Source organism: Rhizorhabdus sp. (genome assembly GCF_018006725.1).
In the GTDB taxonomy this organism is placed as follows: Bacteria; Pseudomonadota; Alphaproteobacteria; order Sphingomonadales; family Sphingomonadaceae; genus Rhizorhabdus.
In genome coordinates this window covers 1-18436 of record NZ_JAGMXV010000085.1, presented here as the reverse complement: position 1 = coordinate 18436, position 18436 = coordinate 1, and the positions used below count along the sequence as shown (strand labels likewise).

Genomic DNA, 18436 nt, shown 5'->3' with positions numbered 1-18436 from the left:
AGTCGTGGCCACATCCACAAGATGCTCATGATCAGCCAGCAGACCGACAGCGCATGGGCAACCCGCACCGCCCCAATCCGTATCTTGCTCTGATAAAGGACCTGATAAGAGAACCATTGCTGGGACAGGAAGAGCAGCGTCAGTCCGGCGAAGATCAGCACCGGGGGTATCAGCCAGAGCCAGTTGCCTTCGGCGCGCCGTTCGATGCGGGCCAGCAGGCGGAAGCGTCCTGCAGCGAGCGCGCCGAAGAAGATCAGCTGCCAGGAAGCGGGATTGAAGTTCCACAGCCAGTCGCCGACGGGCGATCCGCCATGGATGTTGAACCAGGGATGCTGGTGGGCGAACCAGTAGACCCCTGCCGAGGCGGCGAGCGCGGCGAAGCTGTTCCAGCGCAGCAGCGCCGCAAACAGCGGGGCGGTGGCCAGTAGAACCATATAGGTGACGAGAATTTCGAGGCAGTAGGGCTGGATGTACAGCAGCAGAAAATCGACGGCCGAAGCGGGCCCGCGCGCGATGAAATAGTCGTAGAAGCTGAGCCGGGCGAGATCCTTCGAGAAAAGGCAAAGCGGCACCAGGATGAGGAACAGCCCGAGATTATAGACATAGAGCTTGCCCGCCCGGCGCCAGACCTTGCCGGCGAACTCGGTCGGTTTCGGATCCTTCTCGGCGCCGAAATAGACGGCCCCCACCAGATAGCCCGACAGCAGGAAGAAGACTTCTGCCGCACTGGAAAAGCCCCAGAGTGTCAATGTCGGAAACTGCATACCGACCATGTGCATACGGTCGGTGAAACCGGTGATGTGATTGATCGTGATCGTCAGCAGCGCCAGCCCGCGCAAAATGTCGATGCTGGCGTCTCGCGTCCGGGGCGCGGGCTTGGGGGTGGGGCGTATTGGGGCGGCTGTCACGGCCGCGCCTTACAGCAGGGGCGGGGAAAATTACAACTTCGCACGGCTAAAGCGCTCCGTTCATTGATCCTGAACGGGTCGGCGCCCATATAGCTTTCGTGGCGTGCTCCCGCAGCGCGCCGATCGGAGAATAGATGACTGAGAATCTGCCTGTACTGCCGCTGCGCGATATCGTTGTGTTCCCGCACATGATCGTGCCGCTGTTCGTTGGCCGGGAAAAATCGGTTGCCGCGCTGGAAAGCGCCATGGCTGCCGACAAGTCGATTTTCCTCGTCGCGCAGCTCGATCCGGCCGAGGATGATCCCGACCGCGATGCCCTCTATGACGTCGGTGTCGTCGCAACCGTGCTGCAGCTGCTCAAGCTGCCCGACGGCACCGTTCGCGTGCTTGTCGAAGGCAAGCAGCGGGCGCGTCTGGCCGAATTGAGCGAGGACGCGGCGCATCTGACCGCATCGGTCGACCTGATCGAGGATATCGCTGCCGAAGGTACGGAAATTTCGGCCTTGATGCGGTCGGTCGTCGACCAGTTCGAAAATTACGCGCGCCTCAACAAGAAGCTGCCGGCGGAGACTTCGGTCCAGCTGGGACAGATCGATGACGCGTCCAAACTGGCGGATGCCGTCGCCGCGAACATCTCGATCAAGGTCGCCGACAAGCAAGCGCTGCTGATCGAGCTCGACCCTGCCAAGCGTCTCGAAATGGCTTTCGCCCTGATGGAGGGCGAGCTCGGCGTGCTGCAGGTCGAGAAGAAGATCCGCAGCCGCGTCAAGCGGCAGATGGAGAAGACGCAGCGCGAATATTATCTGAACGAGCAGCTGAAGGCGATCCAGCGCGAGCTGGGCAATGCCGACGGCGAGGACGGCGGCGACGAGCTCGCCGAACTTGCGTCAAAGATCGCCAAGCTGAAGCTGTCGAAGGAAGCGCGCGGCAAGGCCAATGCCGAGCTTAAGAAACTCCGTGCGATGGCGCCCATGTCGGCAGAAGCGACCGTCGTCCGCAATTATCTCGACGTGCTGCTCGGCCTCCCCTGGGGCAAGAAGTCGAAGCTCAAGAAGGACATCGCTGCGGCGCAAGCCGTGCTCGATGCCGATCATCACGGGCTCGAGAAGGTCAAGGATCGGATCGTCGAGTATCTGGCGGTTCAGGCCCGCACCAACAAGCTCAAGGGGCCGATCCTGTGCCTCGTCGGCCCGCCCGGCGTGGGCAAGACCTCGCTCGGCCGCTCGATCGCCAAGGCGACGGGGCGCGAGTTCGTGCGTCAATCGCTCGGTGGCGTGCGCGACGAGGCCGAGATTCGTGGCCACCGGCGCACCTATATCGGTTCGCTGCCGGGTAAGATCGTGACCAACCTGAAGAAGGCCGGCACGTCCAATCCGCTGTTCCTGCTCGATGAGATCGACAAACTCGGTCAGGACTTCAGGGGCGATCCAGCCTCGGCGCTTCTGGAGGTGCTTGATCCGGAACAGAACAGCAAGTTCCAGGATCATTATCTGGAGATCGACGTCGATCTTTCGGACATCATGTTCGTGTGCACTGCGAACAGCTTGAACCTGCCGCAGCCGCTGCTCGATCGCATGGAGATCATCCGCCTCGAAGGCTATACCGAGGACGAGAAGGTCGAGATCGCGCGCGAGCATCTGCTGGGCAAGCAGGTCGACGCCCATGGCCTGAAGCCGGAAGAGTTCGAACTGACCGAAGGCGGTCTGCGCGACCTGATCCGCTATTACACCCGCGAGGCCGGCGTCCGTACGCTCGAGCGCGAAATTGCTAAGCTGGCACGCAAGAGCCTGCGTCGTATATTGGAAGGCAAGGACAGCCGGGTGGTCATCACCCCCGACAATCTGTCCGACTTCGCCGGCGTCCGGAAATATCGCTTCGGCGTCGGCGAGGAGGAGGATCAGGTCGGCGCTGTGACGGGTCTGGCCTGGACCGAAGTCGGCGGCGAACTGCTGACGATCGAGGCGGTGACCGTGCCCGGTAAGGGGGCTATCAATACGACCGGCAAGCTCGGCGACGTGATGAAGGAAAGTGTCCAGGCGGCGTATAGCTTCGTCAAGGCGCGGGCCCCGGCCTATGGCATCAAGCCCAGCCTGATTGCGCGCAAGGACATCCACATCCACCTTCCCGAGGGAGCGGTGCCGAAGGATGGGCCGTCTGCGGGCATCGGCCTTACGACCGCCATCGTCTCGACGCTGACGGGCGTGCCCGTCCGCAAGGAGGTTGCGATGACCGGCGAGGTTACGCTGCGCGGGCGGGTCCTGCCGATTGGCGGACTGAAGGAGAAGCTGCTCGCGGCGCTGCGTGGTGGCATCACCACGGTGCTGATTCCGAAGGAGAACGAGAAGGATCTGGTCGAAATCCCGGCGACGGTCCGGGACGGCCTGAAGATCATTCCCGTGAGCCATGTCGACGAAGTGCTCGAACTGGCGCTGGCAGGTCGCCTGACGGCGATCGACTGGACGGAAGCCGACGAACTGGCCCTTACGCTGAAGGGCGCGACCAGCCCCGATGGGAGCGAGGTCCAGGTCCGGCATTGATGATCAGGGCGGGGTCGCCGCTTTGCAGCGGCCCCGATCCTGCTCTTGGCGCTGAACTCAGGCGTCCGGGTAGGTGATCGTTACCACCTCATAATCGCGCGTGCCGCCGGGCAAGCTGACCCGGCGTACATCGCCCACGGCTGCCCCTTTGAGCGCCATCGCCAGCGGGGAATACCAGTTGATCCGGCCTTGCGAGGCATCGGCCTCGTCGGTCCCGACGAGGGTCAGCGTTCGCTCCTCGTCGTCCTCGTCGACGATCGTGACGGTCGCGCCGAAGAACACCCGGCTGCGGTCCTCCTGTCTGGAAGGGTCGACGACCTTGGCCGACTTCATCCTTCGCGACAGATGGCCGAGTTCACGGTCGATCTCACGCAGCTTCTTGCGACCATAGATATAGTCGCCATTTTCCGATCGATCGCCGTTGCCCGCTGCCCAGCTGATCACTTCGACCAGTGCGGGGCGGTCGACGCCGAACAGTTGCTCATAGCGCGTGCGCATCGCGGCAAAGCCTGCCGGGGTGATGTAATTCGGGCGATCCTGTCCCACCCGCTCAGCGCTTCCGGCGCTGGTTGAGTACCTCGTAGGCCATGACAGCCGTCGCCACGGCGGCATTGAGGCTGTCGGCCTTGCCCAGCATGGGGATTTTCACCAGCTGGTCGCATTCGTCCTCATAAGCCGCCGGAAGGCCCTGTGCCTCATTGCCGACGAGGATGAAGGTCGGTGCGGCGTAGCGCGGTTCCTGATAATCATGCACGGCGCGCAGGCTCGTACCGATCAGTTCGCCGGGGCCGCTGCGCAGCCAGTCAATGAATTCGGGCCAGCGCGCAGTGACGATCCGCTGCGTGAACAAGGCCCCCATGGTGGCGCGCACGGCCTCGACCGAGAAAGGATCCACGCAGTCGTCGACGAGGATCAGCCCCCCGGCCCCCACGGCGTCGCCGGTGCGCAGGATCGTCCCGAGATTGCCGGGATCGCGCAGCGACTGGGCGACGATCCAGATGTCGGCTTGTGCGCGGTCGATCGCGGTCAGCGACGTTTCCCACTCGCGGAAGACGCCCAGCACGGTCTGCGGATTGTCCTTGCCAGACAGCTTCGAGAGAATATCCCGGCTTGTCTCGATCGCTTCGCCGCCGGCCGTCTCGACCGCAGCGACGAGCTTCTGTGTCAGCGGATGATCCGCGCCGTCTTTTGCGAAGAAGATATATTCTGGCAGATGACCGGCATCGGAGGCTTCGGTCAATATACGCAGGCCTTCCGCCAGAAACAGGCCTTCTTCGCGCCGGTGGCGCTTCTCGCGCAGCGACCGGACCCGCTTGACCAGCGTATTGGAAAAGGCGGTTATCTGGCGGGGCAGGGGACCATGCTCCGATGGAAGATGCGCGGATCGCGCAGGCGAAGGACGGATGGCGCCAATGGGGCAGGCGGGGCAGGCAGGTGCCTGGTCATTCCTCGCCGAATTTATTCTCGACCAGCTCGGTGAGTGCTGCCAGCGCCTTTTCCGCGCCGTCGCCCCTGGCCGAAATGGTGATGCTGTCGCCCTTTGCGGCGCCGAGCATCATGAGGCCCATGATCGACGTCCCGGCGACTTTCGAGCCGTCCTTTTCGACCTCGACTTCGGCGCTGTGCGAGCTGGCGAGGGTCACGAATTTGGCGCTGGCCCGGGCATGAAGTCCACGGATGTTGGTGATCTGGACCTCCCGGCTGACGATCGTCATGCGGCGGCTTCCCCGAGAACCTCGGACGCAACCGAGATATATTTGCGCCCGGCGTCGCGCGCTGCGCCGACGGCGGCCTTGATCTTCATCATCTTGCGCGCGCCTTCGAGGCGGATCAGCATCGGAAGGTTGATGCCGGCGATCACCTCGACCTTGCCCGGCTCCATCAGCGAGATGGCAAGGTTGGACGGGGTTCCCCCGAACAGATCGGTCAGCAGGATCACGCCCGAGCCATCGTCCACGGTCTTCACCGCACGGGCGATGTCGGCCCGGCGACCTTCCATATCGTCATCCGGCCCTATACAGATCGCCTCGATGGCGGTCTGCGGCCCCACGACATGCTCCATAGCCGTCACGAACTCGGCCGCGAGGCGGCCATGGGTAACGAGCACCAATCCGATCATCTGACATTAAACCCGCTGGTCATGATCCCAAGCCTGGCACCCCGTTCTCCTGCACGTCGGACTTCTGGTGAGTCAGATCGCGATGTCGGACCGTGGGCGAAAAACCGGCCTCGCGCAACCGGCTTGCGAGTGTTTCCGCAAAATGCACCGATCTGTGCTTTCCACCGGTACATCCGATGGCGACCGTCACATAGCTTTTGCCCTCGGCCTCGTAGCGCGGAAGCAGCAGAAGCAGCAGATCCTCGATTCGCTGCTTCGCCTCGGCATAGGTCGGATCCTCGACGATATAGGCACCGACATCCGGATCGAGCCCCGTTTTCGGGCGGAGCTGCGGGTCCCAGTGCGGGTTCCGAAGGAAGCGCATGTCGAACAGCAGATCTGCGTCGCGCGGCACCCCGCGCGAGAAACCGAAGGACATCACCGTCAGTGTCGTGCCGGTGCCGGTCGCGTCGCCGAAACTGAGACGAAGTGAGGCCTGGAGATCGTTGGTCGACACTTCGGACGTGTCGACCAGTTCGTCGGCCGCCGCGCGCAACGGGGCGAGCAGTTCACGCTCGTGGACGATGCCGTCCTCGATCGGCCGATCCTGGGCGAGCGGGTGGCGGCTTCGGGTCGCCGAATAGCGCCGCGCGATTTCCGCTCCGGAGCAGTCGAGGAAGAGAATGCCGGCGTTGCGTCCTTCGGTCTTGAGCGCAGCGACGCGGCGAACGAGTCGTTCGCTGTCGAAATCGCGCGTCCGGCTGTCTATCCCGATCGCGAGCGGGCGCCGCTCGTCGATGCTGCCTTCCGCCGGAGAAACCGCGATGAGCCGGTCGAGCAGCGAGAGCGGGAGATTGTCCACCGTCTCCCAGCCCATGTCCTCCAGCGCCTTGAGCGCGGTCTTCTTCCCGGCACCCGACATGCCGGTTACGAAGAGGATACGGCGGGGCAACGATGTCCGGCTCATTGCGGTTCTCCGACACCATGACGCAGCAAGGCCCGTTCCGCTTTGATCGGAGCAGACGCTTCGAAAGGAGCAAAGCCGAGCGCCGGAATCGATATGCCCTCGAGGGTTATCGATGCGGGGGGCTCCTCGGGAAGCCGCTCGGGCGAGCGATCGAGGTCGAGCAGCAGGGCAACCGGGGCCGCGTCGACATGGCCGATGTCGAGGATGCCCACGCCGCGCAACTCGATCTTGCCGGCGATGCTGCGGGGAGGGCGGGCGATCAGTCGCCCGGCATCGGCGGTCAGCTGCGTATAGTCGTCCGACAGCAAGGCTGCGCCACGGTCTATGAGACGCAACGCAAGATCCGATTTCCCGCTTCCCGATCGACCTGCAATCAGAAGAGCACGTCCACCGATGACTACGCAGGAGGCATGAAGGGGATTGCACACCGCAACCATCACAAGCTCCGTGCAGGCAGTCTTATGACGAACTTGGCACCCTTTGGCGCATTGTCGCGGTCCATCGCGAGAATGGTGCCATTATGGCCTTCGACGATCGCCTTGGCGATTGCGAGCCCCAGGCCGCTGTGCCGGCCGAAAGCCTCGCTGTCGGGCCGCTCACTGTGGAAGCGGTTGAAGATTGCCTCTCGTGCATCTGCCGGCACGCCGGGGCCTTCATCCTCGACCTTGATCACCACATCGTCGCCGTCGCGGGTTGCCGATACCTGGACGAGGCCACCTTCGGGCGAGAAGGAGACAGCGTTTTCGACGAGATTCTCGACCACCCGTGTCAGGCGCGATCCGTCGCCGAACACCACAGCCGTCCCGCGATGAGGACGGGCGAAAGCGACCCGGACACTGCCATTGCGCCCGCGGGCCTCGCGGGTCGCCAGCAATCCTTCGATCATCACGCCCAGATCGATCGACTCGAACCGCGCGCGCGCCAGTTCGGCATCGACCCGCGATGCTTCGGAAATGTCGGTGATCAGGCGATCCAGTCTTGCGACATCATCACGAATAACTGTGATAAGCTGCTGTTGAAGATCGGGATTTTTTACCAGGTCGAGGCTGTCGACGGCTGACCGCAAGGACGCCAGAGGATTTTTCAGCTCATGCGCCACGTCGGCCGCGAAGGCCTCGGTTGCGTCAATCCGCTGACGGATCGCGAGGCTCATGTCGGACAAGGCGCGGGCAAGGGTTCCGATTTCATCACGCCGTTCGGGCAGGCGGGGCACCTGTACCTCGCGCGCCCGGCCCAGCCGCACACGATGCGCGGCGAGGGCCAGCCGGCGTAGCGGCCGAACGATGGTGCGGGCCAGAAACAGCGACAGGCTCACCGATACCAGCACGACGATCAGCAGCACGACGCCAAGCCGGAGCCGCTCGGCGCGGACGATCCGCGTGATGTCCCGCTGATTTTCGGTCGAGAGAAGAATGTTTCCACCGCCGCGGCCGTCGCGAATGTCGATCGCGGCCAGGATCATCGGCGTTCGATCGGGCGCCCGCTGCACGTCGGTGGCGAGGCCGTGCACCTGCGCGGCTTGCCATGCCAGTGGCCAGGCCTGGAGCGTATCGCGCACAGGTTCACTGAATCTCTTGGGATGGTCCGCGCCGACGATGACGTCGATGGTCCGATCCAGGAAGCGCGCGGCGCGTTTCTGCCATTCCTCCTGCGCAGGATCGCGCAGCTCGTAGGTTGGTCGTGAATAGGTCCAGCTGTCGACCGACGGCGCCGTCTGCGGCGGGGCTTTGAGGCCCGATGTGTAGGGATAGACCCGCAGCCGCGTCTCGGTGACATGTCCGAACTTCACCAGCAGCTTCGCGCGGTCCTGGGGCGGAGTGACCACAAAAGCTTCCGCGATGAGGCGGACCTGGGTCTCGGTTTCCTCCAGCCGGGCGTCGATCAGCTGAGAGCGATAGCTGTCGAGATAGAAGAAGCCACCCGCCAGCATCGCCAGGGCGAAGATGTTGACGGCGAGAATCCGCGAGGTGAGGGACGTGCGGGCGGCGGCCTCTGGCGTGCCCAGCGCGCGGCTATTCCTCGGCAAAGCGGTAACCTACGCCATAGAGCGTCTCGATCGCCTTGAACTCGGAATCGACCTGCCGGAATTTCCGCCGGAGCCGCTTGATGTGGCTGTCGATCGTGCGGTCGTCGACATAGACGTCGTCCTGATAGGCGGTGTCCATCAGCTGGTCGCGCGACTTTACGAAGCCGGGCCGCTGGGCGAGCGCTTCGAGGATCAGGAACTCCGTCACGGTCAGGGTGACGTCCTTGCCCTGCCAGGTTACGCGGTGGCGGGCCGGATCCATCTCCAGCCGACCGCGCAGGATTTTTTCCGCTGCCGGGGTCTCGGCCTGATCGTCCTGCTCGTTGCGGGCCTCGGTGCGGCGCAGGATCGCGCGGATTCGGGCGATCAGCAGGCGCTGCGAGAAAGGCTTGGTGATATAGTCGTCCGCGCCCATGGCGAGGCCCAGCGCCTCGTCGAGCTCGTCGTCCTTCGATGTCAGGAAGATCGTGGGAATGCTGCTCTTCTCGCGCAGCCGGCGCAGCAGCTCCATCCCGTCCATGCGCGGCATCTTGATGTCGAGCACGGCAAGGTCCGGGGGATTGTCCAGCAACGACTTCAAGGCCGTTTCCCCATCGGAGTAGACCCTGACGGTGAAGCCTTCCGACTGGAGGGCAATCGATACCGACGTGAGAATGTTGCGATCGTCATCGACTAGCGCGATCGTGGCCGACATGGGACCGTGGGGCCTCCCGAAAGATGATGGCGGCCAGCACGGACGGCCAGAATGAGGCTGTCTGACTAGCCCAGCGTCCGAGCAGGTTCAACCGTGCTGCGCACCCTTTACGATCCCCGCCTTTGAAACTATGCGCGGGAACGAAACATAGAAAGGTACGGAGGATGCCCGGCTGGATTCGCCCCAGTCTTCACGTACCTACACGTTAGGAGCGGCACCCGGAAAAACGGTGGCCACACCCGTATAGGAGATAAATGTGCCTCAGCTCACGCCCGCCTTCGGGCTCGACAAACAGGGTATCGACGTCGACGCCCAGCTCCACTGGAACCTCGGAACTGCCCCGCTCGTCGAGCTTGCCGTGCAGCGCGGCGAAGGCCTGCTGTCGAAGGACGGCCCGCTGGTCGTCAAGACCGGTTCGCACACCGGCCGCTCTGCCAACGACAAGTTCATCGTGCGCGACGCCGAGACCGAAGAGACGGTGTGGTGGGGCAAGACCAACAAGAGCATGACGCCTGACCAGTTCGCGGCGCTGAAGGCGGACTTCCTCGCCCATCTGAAGACCAAGGACACGCTTTTCGTCCAGGATCTGTTCGGCGGATCGCAGCCGGCCCACCGGGTCAATGTGCGCGTCATCACTGAATTTGCCTGGCACAGCCTCTTCATCCGCACGCTGCTGGTCCGGCCAGAGGCGGCTGAACTCGCGGCTTTCGCGCCCGAATTTACGATCATCGACCTGCCGAGCTTCGTTGCCGATCCGGCGCGCCATGGCTGCCGCAGCGAGACGGTGATCGCGGTCAATCTCAGCGAGAAGCTGATCCTGATCGGCGGCACCCGCTATGCCGGCGAGATGAAGAAGTCGGTCTTCGGCATTCTCAACTACAAGCTTCCGGCAGCCGGCGTGATGCCGATGCACTGCTCGGCCAATATCGGCCCGAACGGCGACACCGCGATCTTCTTCGGCCTGTCGGGCACCGGCAAGACGACGCTGTCCGCCGATGCCAGCCGCACGCTGATCGGTGACGACGAACATGGTTGGTCGGACGAGGCGGTCTTCAACTTCGAAGGCGGCTGCTATGCGAAGATGATCCGCCTGTCGGCCGACGCAGAGCCGGAGATCTATGCGACCACCAAGCGCTTCGGCACGGTGCTCGAGAATGTCGTGATCGATCCAGACACGCGCGTGATCGACCTCGACGACGACAGCCTCGCCGAGAACAGCCGCGGCTCCTATCCGATCGACTTCATTCCGAATGCGTCGAAGGAAAATCTCGGCCCGGTTCCGAAGAACATCATCTTCCTGACTGCGGACGCTTACGGCGTTCTGCCGCCGATCGCGAAGCTGACCCCGGATCAGGCGATGTACCACTTCCTCTCCGGCTACACCGCTCGCGTCGCCGGCACCGAGATCGGCGTCACCGAGCCTTCGGCGACCTTCTCGACCTGCTTCGGTGCGCCGTTCATGCCGCGCCACCCGTCGGTTTACGGCAATCTGCTCAAGGAGCGGATCGCCAAGGGCGGCGTCGATTGCTGGCTGGTCAACACCGGCTGGACCGGCGGCCAATATGGCGTCGGCCATCGCATGCCGATCAAGGTGACCCGCGCGCTGTTGAATGCTGCGCTCGATGGTAGCCTGAATTCGGCCGAGTTCCGCATCGATCCCAATTTCGGCTTCAAGGTTCCGGTCGCGGTCCCCGGCGTCGAAAGCAAGATCCTCAATCCGCGCGAAACCTGGCCCGACGCCGCGGCTTATGACGCGACGGCGAAGAAGCTAGTCAGCCAGTTCATCGACAATTTCGCGCAATTTGCGGATCATGTCGACGAGGGTGTCCGCCAGGCTGCGCCGAAAGCAGCCTGATCGGCTCGATCAGATCGGATCGAGGGCGTCCCGGCCATGCCGGGGCGCCCTTTTTCATTGGGGGACGGCGTGACCAAATCCGTGCAGCGGTTTCAGGACGCGTCGGAGATCCGCAGAATTAGGGAGGGACTGCTCGACCGGGTCAACGGCTTGCTTCACGCCGAGGAAGGTTCGCGTGGCTGGCCGATGCGCTTCTTTACGCCAGAGCGCCTCTTCTCGGTCGGGGCGCGTAGCGGCTGGATCGAGCCGGACAGAGAATATTTACCATGTTCGGAGCACTGAAAATTAAGTGGCACGCGAATATCCCTAACACGTCATTTTCCGAGCAGGTGTCATGTACGAAGGAAAGCCCCCGTCATTGCCCGCCCGCAAGGGGTGGAGCCTGGATTCGATCTTTGGACGCGCGGCCGATGCCGAGCCGCAGGGCCGGGCGCCCGCTTCCGCCGCGCCGGTTCAGGCGCCGCTCGCCGAAGCCGCTGCCAATGACCTCTTTTCGCGGGTCGGCATCTTTCTGAAGGCGCATCGGCTCGATCCGACGCCGACCAATTATGATCTGGGCTACCAATATATCGGCGGCAATGATCCGGCCGTCGTCGCAGCGGTCGATGCGGCGATCGCGCAGGATGGCTTTCTGCGCCATGACGTCGTTCAGCAGATCGTCGAAAGCGTCAGCAGCAAGGTCTCGTCCGAGTTGCTCGAAAAGCTGATCGATCAGGCACATCAGAGCATGTTGCTCGCCGCCAGCCTGGTTGGTCAGTCGCGCAACGATGCGAGTGCTTATGGCAACGCCCTGGATCGGGGCGCCGCAGCACTCGATGCCGGAGGTGAGCCTGCGACGCGCGCGCTGGAACTCATGCTCGACCTGACCCGCACGATGATCGGCAAGACACAGGATGCCGAGCGGCGTCTGGCTGAAATGGGGTCGCAGATGGCGTCGTTGCAGGACGACCTTGCAGAGGCGCAAGCGGTTGCCGAAAGCGATCCGCTCACGGGTCTCGCCAATCGTCGCGCTTTCCAGTCACGGCTCGCCCGCGCAATGGCGCAGGCCGCGCAGGAAGGGACCCCGCTGTCGGTAGCCTTCTGCGACATCGATTACTTCAAGAAGATCAACGACAATTTCGGCCACGACACCGGCGACCGTATCCTGAAAATGGTGGCCGATGCGCTCGTCGAGGGGGCGGGAGAAGACGCCTTTGTCGGTCGCTTCGGCGGCGAGGAGTTCCTCGTTTTGTTCGACGGTATCATGGCGCGTCGTGCCGCGATGCGGATCGACGAGATTCGCGACGAGCTGTCGGGGCGCCATCTCGTATCCAAGACGACGGGCGAGCCGCTTGGCACCGTCACCTTCTCAGCGGGCATCGCGCAGCTTCAGACAGGCGAGGGCGAGGGCGACATGCTCAGGCGCGCCGACGAAGCGCTCTATGCGGCCAAAAATGGCGGCCGTAACCGGGTGCTCATCGCCGGCGAGGATTGAGGGCATAGCCCGAAGGGGGGGCGAACTAATCCGCCTCCCTCCGGCGCCTCTGAATAGCGCGTGGCCTTTGGCGGGTGTTCTGCGCGTGCGAGCCAATCCCCTGTTGGGATCCGTGGCGCGTTGGTGCTAAGCTTTGGGCTGGATGATCTGGCGCCGAGGGGCGCGTGGGGCAGGTCGGTATCCTCGATCATATGCGGACACCGGGGACTGAGCCATTTCTGGATCAAGAACGCTGCTTCGCTGGCTGCGACGAATGTCAGCTCGGCCGACCAACAGATTTCGGCTCATGCGCGGGGCCGCTACGGGGCGTGCGCCGGTTGCCCATCACGGACTTCAACGGAGTGGGACGAACTACCTGCTGCAATGCCTGGTGTCGTTGCGGGTGCCGGTGGTCAACATGGCGGAGCCATCAGGCTGCCTGCCTTGGCACAAGCATTTCCGCTGGCAGCATGACAAGCAGACGATCCCTTCGTTCATTCGACGCCAATATGGCAATGAGTTGATCGTCGACGACGTTGCCGGCCTCAACGCGGCGGCTGGATACCCGCCTGAGACCCGGCATCTGGTCATCCGTAAGGACGAAACCGACTGGCTCGTCTCGATCCTCAACTGGAGCCTGTACTGCGGCTGGGTGGAAAACAAGGAGGCCGGTCTTTGCGCGATTCCGGCGCTGCTTGCGGACCATCGTGCCTATCATCAGTTCTGGCAAAGGCTCGCCGACCGCGAGCCGGAGCGGGTAAGGATCCTCGATCTCGCTCGTCTCGCCGGATATCCCGAACATCTGTGCGAGGCATTGGCTGCACTCGATCTCGCTTTCCACGACCATGGCTTTACCGGGATTTTCGAGGAAGTTCCGAAGTCGCCGCCGGGGCGCGCCCGGCCGGTAGTCGCCCATGATGTCGCCATGGCGCTATCGTCAGCAGCCGAAAAGCCCTAGCCGTGACCGGCCCGCCATCATATATGGCCTCGAATCCTTAAACACCTCGCGGGGATTCGACTTCATGGACATCAGCCTCGGCCTTACTTTCGACGACGTGCTTCTGCGGCCCGGCGAGTCGGACGTATTGCCCAGTCAGGCGAACACCGCGACCCAGGTCACCAAGGCGATTTCGCTCAATATTCCGGTGCTGTCATCGGCGATGGACACGGTGACCGAGGCCGACATGGCGATCGTGATGGCGCAACTGGGTGGCATCGGCGTCCTCCATCGCAATCTCTCGGTCGAGGAGCAGGCTGCCGCCGTTCGCGCGGTCAAGCGCTTCGAATCGGGCATGGTGGTCAATCCGATCACCATGCGGCCCGAACAGACGCTGGCCGATGCGCTTGAACTGATGTCGCGCAATCGTATCTCGGGAATTCCGGTGGTCGAGGCCGACGGCAAACTTGCCGGCATCCTCACCAACCGCGACGTACGTTTCGCTGAAAACCCGCTTCAGCCGGTTTCCGAACTGATGACCCGCGAGAATCTGGCGGTGGTCAGGACCGGAGTCAGCCAGGAAGAAGCGCGCCGGACGCTGCATCAGCGCCGGATCGAGAAGTTGCTGGTGGTGGACGATGCCTTCCGCTGCGTCGGGCTGATCACCGTCAAGGACATCGAGAAGGCGGTCACCTATCCCGCCGCGACCAAGGATGCCAGCGGCCGCCTGCGCGTTGCCGCTGCGACCACCGTCGGCGACAAGGGCTATGAGCGCACCGAAGCGCTGATCGATGCCGAATGCGACCTGATCGTGATCGATACCGCCCATGGCCACAACCGCGACGTGGCCCGCGCGGTCGAGCGGGTGAAGAAACTGTCCAATTCGGTCCAGGTGATCGCCGGCAACGTCGCGACGGCCGAAGCGACCCGGGCGCTGATCGATGCGGGTGCCGATGGCGTGAAGGTCGGTATCGGTCCGGGCTCGATCTGCACCACCCGCGTGGTTGCCGGCGTCGGCGTACCGCAGCTGACGGCGGTGATGGAATCAGCCGCCGAGGCGGCGAAGTCGGGCGTGCCGGTGATCGCCGATGGCGGCCTGCGCACCTCGGGCGATATCGCCAAGGCGCTGGCTGCGGGTGCGAGCACCGTGATGGTCGGCTCGCTCCTCGCCGGTACCGAAGAAGCACCGGGCGAAACCTTCCTCTATCAGGGCCGCGCCTATAAATCCTATCGCGGCATGGGCTCGGTCGGAGCGATGGCCCGCGGCTCGGCCGACCGCTATTTCCAGCAGGACATCAAGGACCAGATGAAGCTGGTTCCCGAGGGGATCGAAGGGCAGGTGCCGTACAAGGGACCGGCGCGCGACGTGATCCACCAGCTGGTCGGCGGCGTTAAGGCGGCAATGGGCTATACGGGTGCGCGCACCATTCCTGAGTTGCAGCAGCGGGCGCGTTTCATTCGGATCACCAATGCGGGCCTCAAGGAGAGCCACGTCCACGACGTGACGATCACGCGCGAGGCACCGAACTATCCGACCCGCTGAGGCCCGATGACGCCCGGCGCACTCGCCCAGGCGGCGATCGACCTGCTCGACGAGATTATTGAGGCAGCAAAGGCCGGAGGGGCCGCCGCCGACACGCTGATCGCGCGCTATTTCAAGACGCGGCGCTATGCCGGTTCCAAGGATCGGCGCGCGATCCGCGACCTCGTCTATCGTGCCATCCGTCGGGCGGGCAATGTCCCTTTCAGCGGGCGCACCGCGCTGGTCGGCCTGGCGCGTGAGGATGATGCGGTCGCCGCGCTGTTCGACGGCAGCGTCCACGCACCCGCGCCGATCGGGCCCTCCGAGCTGGGCAGCGCCGCCGCAGCGCTACCCGACTGGCTTGCCGACCGTATCGCGTTCGAGGAACATGCCGCCCTGCTCGAACGGGCGCAGCTCGATCTGCGCGTGAACTTATCCCGGACCGACCGTGCGACGATGGCAGCTTTGCTTGACGCGGTGCCGACCCCCCACTCTCCGGCGGGCCTGCGTCTGCCCGAGGGCAGCCCGATCGAAACGACCGAAGCCTGGGCACAGGGCCTGTTCGAAATTCAGGACGAAGGCAGCCAGTTGATTGCACTGGCGGCCGAGGCGAAGCCGGGCATGACGGTGATCGACCTCTGTGCGGGTGCGGGGGGCAAGACGCTTGCGCTGTCCGACGAAATGCGGGGGCAGGGGCGCCTGATCGCCAGCGACAGCAATCGTGCGCGCCTCTCCCGCCTGGCGCCGCGTGCCGAGCGGATGGGCGGCCTTGCGATCGAGACCCGCCTGCTCGATCCGGGCCGGGAGCGTGTTGCGCTCGCCGATCTTGAAGACCACTGCGATGTCGCGCTGGTCGATGCGCCCTGTTCGGGCACCGGAACCTGGCGGCGCAATCCGGAAGCGCGCTGGCGGCTAACTCCGGCGCGGCTCTCGCAGCTGGTCGAGTTGCAGGCACGACTGTTCGCACTCGCGGCCATGCTCGTCCGTCCCGGCGGGGCGCTTGTCTATGCGGTATGCTCGCTCCTCCCAGAGGAAGGGCGCAATCAGGTCGATACCTTTCTGGCGCGACATCCCGATTTCGCCGCCGATAAGCTGATGTTCATCGCTGGTCGTGAAGAAGGGGCGGGAAGGCTGCTCACCCCGGCACATGACCGGACTGACGGCTTTTTCGTCGCACGGTTGCGGCGTGCATGATAGAAGCTCGGAAAACCGCGCTATTGGAGATGTTGATGCGAGTTTCGCCCGTCGCCCTGGTTCTGTCGCTGACGCTTCTGGCGGTTTCCAGCGGGGTCAACGGACAGAAGGCTGACGACCAGATCAACCCGCGTTCGCTGGCGCTTCTCTCCGAGGGTCAGTCGGCTCTTGCCGCCGGCAAATATGAGGCGGCCAATGATGCGCTGGAAAGCGCGCTGGCGGTCGACCCGCGCAACCGCAATGCCTTCATCGCGCTGGGCAAGGTCGCCCAGGCGCAACAGCTGCCGGGCAAGGCGATCCGCATGTATTTCGAGGCTCTGGCGCTGGAGCCGAATGACGTCAATGCGCTCGCCGCACAGGGCGAGGCGATGGTCCAGAAGGGCGCTGTCGAGCGAGCCCGCGCCAATCTCGCCCGGGTGCGTGCCCTGTGCAAGACCGAGTGCGCGCCGGCGGTCCAACTCGCGGCCGTGATCGCGAAGGGTCCGCCGCCGGCAGCCGTGGTCGCGACCGCGCCGGCCAGCGACAAGGTTCCTCCCAAGGGCGCGGAGACGAGCACCGTCGCCGACAAATAGGTGGCGGCCGTTGGCCCGCCGATGATCTCTATCCGTTGCTGTCGAGCGCGCGGGCGAGTTGGACGAACTCGTCCACGAGAAGCGTCTCAGCGCGCCTCTCGGGATCGATGCCCACTGCGGACAGCATTTCGACTGCGCCGTTGACGGACTTGAGGCTCTGGCGCAGCATCTTGCGTCGCTGACCGAAAGCCGCGGCCGTCAGCCCCTCGATCGTCTTCATGCTCGCACCCTCGGGTTGCGCCGCCGGCACGACGTGGACGACGGCAGACATGACCTTGGGCGGTGGTACGAAGGCCGAGCGGTGGACGTTGAGCGCGATCGATGGGGTCGAGCGCCACTGCGCGAGGACCGCCAGACGTCCATAAGCTGCACTGCCGGGGCGGGCGACGATCCGCTCGGCCACTTCCTTCTGGAACATGAGGGTGAGCGACTGCCACCAGGGCGGCCAGGCATCGAGCGACAGCCAGCGCACGAACAGCGCCGTGCCCACATTATAGGGCAGGTTCGAGGCGATGTGAGCGCCATCTCCGGCTTCGGCCCGCTCGTCGATCTTCATCGCATCGGCCGAGATGACACGCAGCCGTCCGCCCGACGCGATGTTGAGTTCCTCCAGCGCGGGCAGGCAGCGATCGTCTCGCTCTACGGCCACGACCGAGGCGCCTGCACCGAGCAGCGCGCGCGTCAGGCCCCCAGGGCCGGGGCCCACCTCATAGACCGTCTGCCCGTCGAGATCGCCTGGGATGCGGGCGATCCGATCGAGCAATTGGCCATCAAGCAGAAAATTCTGGCCAAGCGCCTTATTGGCGCTGAGCCCATGCCGCGCGATCACCTCGCGCAGCGGCGGCAGGCCCTGCAATTTGCCGCTCATGCGTGGAGCAGGCGGTTCCGGGCCGCTTCCGCCGCCAGCTTCAGCGCCGCGATCATCGCACCGGGGTGCGCCTGGTTGGTCCCGGCAATGCCGAAGGCCGTGCCATGGTCTGGGGCGGTGCGCACGATCGGCAGGCCGAGGGTCATGTTCACGCCTTCGTCGAAGTGGAGCGTCTTGAGCGGAATCAGCGCCTGATCATGATAAAGGCAGAGCGCGCAGTCATATTCTGCCCGGGCGCGGGCGTGGAACATCGTATCGGCCGCCAGCGGCCCCGTTACGTCGATCCCTTCGGCGCGCAGTATCTCGATCGCTGGCAGGATCAGTTCGATCTCTTCGCGGCCGATCGAGCCACTTTCGCCCGCATGGGGATTGAAGCCGGCAATGGCGAGGCGGGGCCGTTCGATCCCGAAATTGCGGATGAGCCCCCGCTCGGTCGCGCGGGCCTTGGCGACGATCAGGTCGACGGTCACGAGATTGACCACCTCGCGCAGCGGAACATGGGTGGTGATGGGAACGGCCCGCAGTGTCGGGCCCGCGAGCAACATCACGGTGTTGGCAGCCGATACGCCGCAGCGCTCGGCAACGAATTCGGTCTGCCCGGGATGGGTGAAGCCGATCGCGTAAAGCTGCGACTTTGCCACCGGAGCCGTCACCAGGCCGCCGACGATCGGCGAGCGTGCCAGCCCCGCAGCGAGTTCCAGCGAGTCCAGCGCACAACGCGCACCGGCCAGATCGGGCTGGCCAGGGACGATGTCGGCGGTGTCGTGAATCTGGATCAGCGGCAACGCCGACATCGTCCCTGGCC

18 protein-coding genes are annotated in these 18436 nt (G+C 64.3%); 7 read left to right on the top strand and 11 right to left on the bottom strand.

The features are described from left to right. On the bottom strand, positions 1-908 hold a 908-nt coding region (gene opgC, locus KAY22_RS13255; RefSeq protein ID WP_296623930.1), incomplete at its 3' end, for an OpgC domain-containing protein. Positions 909-1042: 134 nt separating this feature from the next. Between opgC and lon the strand changes: the two genes are divergently transcribed. Then, complete coding sequence (lon, locus tag KAY22_RS13250; RefSeq protein ID WP_296623929.1) at positions 1043-3445, top strand: endopeptidase La; 2403 nt, start codon at positions 1043-1045, stop codon at positions 3443-3445. A gap of 57 nt (positions 3446-3502) precedes the next feature. On the opposite strand, the gene KAY22_RS13245 is transcribed toward lon, so the two are convergent. The 8 genes from KAY22_RS13245 to KAY22_RS13210 all read right to left on the bottom strand — a co-directional run bounded on the left by KAY22_RS13245 (position 3503) and on the right by KAY22_RS13210 (position 9230). Then, the gene (locus tag KAY22_RS13245) at positions 3503-3991 is read right to left on the bottom strand and encodes a GreA/GreB family elongation factor (RefSeq protein ID WP_296623928.1); all 489 of its coding nucleotides are present in this window, start codon (positions 3989-3991) and stop codon (positions 3503-3505) included. Between the two features lie 4 nt (positions 3992-3995). Then, a complete protein-coding gene (locus KAY22_RS13240) occupies positions 3996-4799 on the bottom strand; it encodes an RNA methyltransferase (protein WP_296623931.1) in 804 nt (267 codons plus the stop codon). Between the two features lie 88 nt (positions 4800-4887). Then, positions 4888-5160: an HPr family phosphocarrier protein gene (locus KAY22_RS13235; protein WP_296623927.1), complete on the bottom strand. Its 273-nt coding sequence runs from the start codon at positions 5158-5160 to the stop codon at positions 4888-4890. Then, positions 5157-5564, bottom strand: a complete 408-nt coding sequence (locus KAY22_RS13230; protein WP_296623926.1) for a PTS sugar transporter subunit IIA — start codon at positions 5562-5564, stop codon at positions 5157-5159. Before KAY22_RS13230 ends, KAY22_RS13235 begins: the two co-directional genes overlap by 4 nt. Positions 5565-5583: 19 nt before the next feature. Next, positions 5584-6510 (bottom strand): RNase adapter RapZ, encoded by a 927-nt coding sequence (gene rapZ, locus KAY22_RS13225; RefSeq protein WP_296623925.1) that lies wholly within the window; start codon positions 6508-6510, stop codon positions 5584-5586. Further along, entirely contained in the window at positions 6507-6947 is a 441-nt protein-coding gene (locus KAY22_RS13220) for an aldolase (protein ID WP_296623924.1), read from the bottom strand. The genes rapZ and KAY22_RS13220 overlap by 4 nt, the downstream gene beginning before the upstream one ends. Continuing rightward, on the bottom strand, positions 6947-8536 hold the full coding sequence (locus KAY22_RS13215; protein WP_296623923.1) for an ATP-binding protein: 1590 nt from the start codon (positions 8534-8536) through the stop codon (positions 6947-6949). Before KAY22_RS13215 ends, KAY22_RS13220 begins: the two co-directional genes overlap by 1 nt. Continuing rightward, positions 8523-9230 (bottom strand): response regulator transcription factor, encoded by a 708-nt coding sequence (locus KAY22_RS13210; RefSeq protein WP_296623922.1) that lies wholly within the window; start codon positions 9228-9230, stop codon positions 8523-8525. Before KAY22_RS13210 ends, KAY22_RS13215 begins: the two co-directional genes overlap by 14 nt. A 256-nt stretch (positions 9231-9486) precedes the next feature. Here KAY22_RS13210 and KAY22_RS13205 point away from each other — a divergent pair, with 256 nt between their 5' ends. The 6 genes from KAY22_RS13205 (at position 9487) to KAY22_RS13180 (ending at position 16763) form a co-directional block, all read left to right on the top strand. After that, the gene (locus KAY22_RS13205) at positions 9487-11085 is read left to right on the top strand and encodes a phosphoenolpyruvate carboxykinase (RefSeq protein ID WP_296623921.1); all 1599 of its coding nucleotides are present in this window, start codon (positions 9487-9489) and stop codon (positions 11083-11085) included. 334 nt (positions 11086-11419) lie between these two features. Then, a complete protein-coding gene (locus KAY22_RS13200; protein WP_296623920.1) occupies positions 11420-12559 on the top strand; it encodes a GGDEF domain-containing protein in 1140 nt (379 codons plus the stop codon). Between the two features lie 370 nt (positions 12560-12929). Next, positions 12930-13496: a hypothetical protein gene (locus KAY22_RS13195; protein ID WP_296623919.1), complete on the top strand. Its 567-nt coding sequence runs from the start codon at positions 12930-12932 to the stop codon at positions 13494-13496. 64 nt (positions 13497-13560) lie between these two features. Continuing rightward, a complete protein-coding gene (guaB, locus tag KAY22_RS13190; RefSeq protein WP_296623918.1) occupies positions 13561-15018 on the top strand; it encodes an IMP dehydrogenase in 1458 nt (485 codons plus the stop codon). 6 nt (positions 15019-15024) lie between these two features. After that, on the top strand, positions 15025-16191 hold the full coding sequence (locus tag KAY22_RS13185) for an RsmB/NOP family class I SAM-dependent RNA methyltransferase (RefSeq protein WP_296623917.1): 1167 nt from the start codon (positions 15025-15027) through the stop codon (positions 16189-16191). Positions 16192-16226: 35 nt separating this feature from the next. After that, on the top strand, positions 16227-16763 hold the full coding sequence (locus tag KAY22_RS13180) for a hypothetical protein (RefSeq protein WP_296623916.1): 537 nt from the start codon (positions 16227-16229) through the stop codon (positions 16761-16763). A gap of 28 nt (positions 16764-16791) precedes the next feature. On the opposite strand, the gene rsmA is transcribed toward KAY22_RS13180, so the two are convergent. Then, entirely contained in the window at positions 16792-17631 is an 840-nt protein-coding gene (rsmA, locus tag KAY22_RS13175; RefSeq protein ID WP_296623915.1) for a 16S rRNA (adenine(1518)-N(6)/adenine(1519)-N(6))-dimethyltransferase RsmA, read from the bottom strand. Beyond that, positions 17628-18436 (bottom strand): 4-hydroxythreonine-4-phosphate dehydrogenase PdxA (gene pdxA / locus KAY22_RS13170; RefSeq protein ID WP_296623914.1); only part of this gene is annotated, 809 nt, incomplete at its 5' end. The genes rsmA and pdxA, both read right to left, overlap by 4 nt.

Bases quoted from the DNA above. Each gene is read 5' to 3' on its own strand.
- lon (WP_296623929.1), top strand. From the start codon at position 1,043: ATGACTGAGAATCTGCCTGTACTGCCGCTGCGCGATATCGTTGTGTTC.
- KAY22_RS13235 (WP_296623927.1), bottom strand. From the start codon at position 5,160: ATGACGATCGTCAGCCGGGAGGTCCAGATCACCAACATCCGTGGACTT.
- KAY22_RS13230 (WP_296623926.1), bottom strand. From the start codon at position 5,564: ATGATCGGATTGGTGCTCGTTACCCATGGCCGCCTCGCGGCCGAGTTC.
- rapZ (WP_296623925.1), bottom strand. From the start codon at position 6,510: ATGAGCCGGACATCGTTGCCCCGCCGTATCCTCTTCGTAACCGGCATG.
- KAY22_RS13220 (WP_296623924.1), bottom strand. From the start codon at position 6,947: ATGGTTGCGGTGTGCAATCCCCTTCATGCCTCCTGCGTAGTCATCGGT.
- KAY22_RS13210 (WP_296623922.1), bottom strand. From the start codon at position 9,230: ATGTCGGCCACGATCGCGCTAGTCGATGACGATCGCAACATTCTCACG.
- KAY22_RS13200 (WP_296623920.1), top strand. From the start codon at position 11,420: ATGTACGAAGGAAAGCCCCCGTCATTGCCCGCCCGCAAGGGGTGGAGC.
- guaB (WP_296623918.1), top strand. From the start codon at position 13,561: ATGGACATCAGCCTCGGCCTTACTTTCGACGACGTGCTTCTGCGGCCC.
- KAY22_RS13185 (WP_296623917.1), top strand. From the start codon at position 15,025: ATGACGCCCGGCGCACTCGCCCAGGCGGCGATCGACCTGCTCGACGAG.
- KAY22_RS13180 (WP_296623916.1), top strand. From the start codon at position 16,227: ATGCGAGTTTCGCCCGTCGCCCTGGTTCTGTCGCTGACGCTTCTGGCG.
- rsmA (WP_296623915.1), bottom strand. From the start codon at position 17,631: ATGAGCGGCAAATTGCAGGGCCTGCCGCCGCTGCGCGAGGTGATCGCG.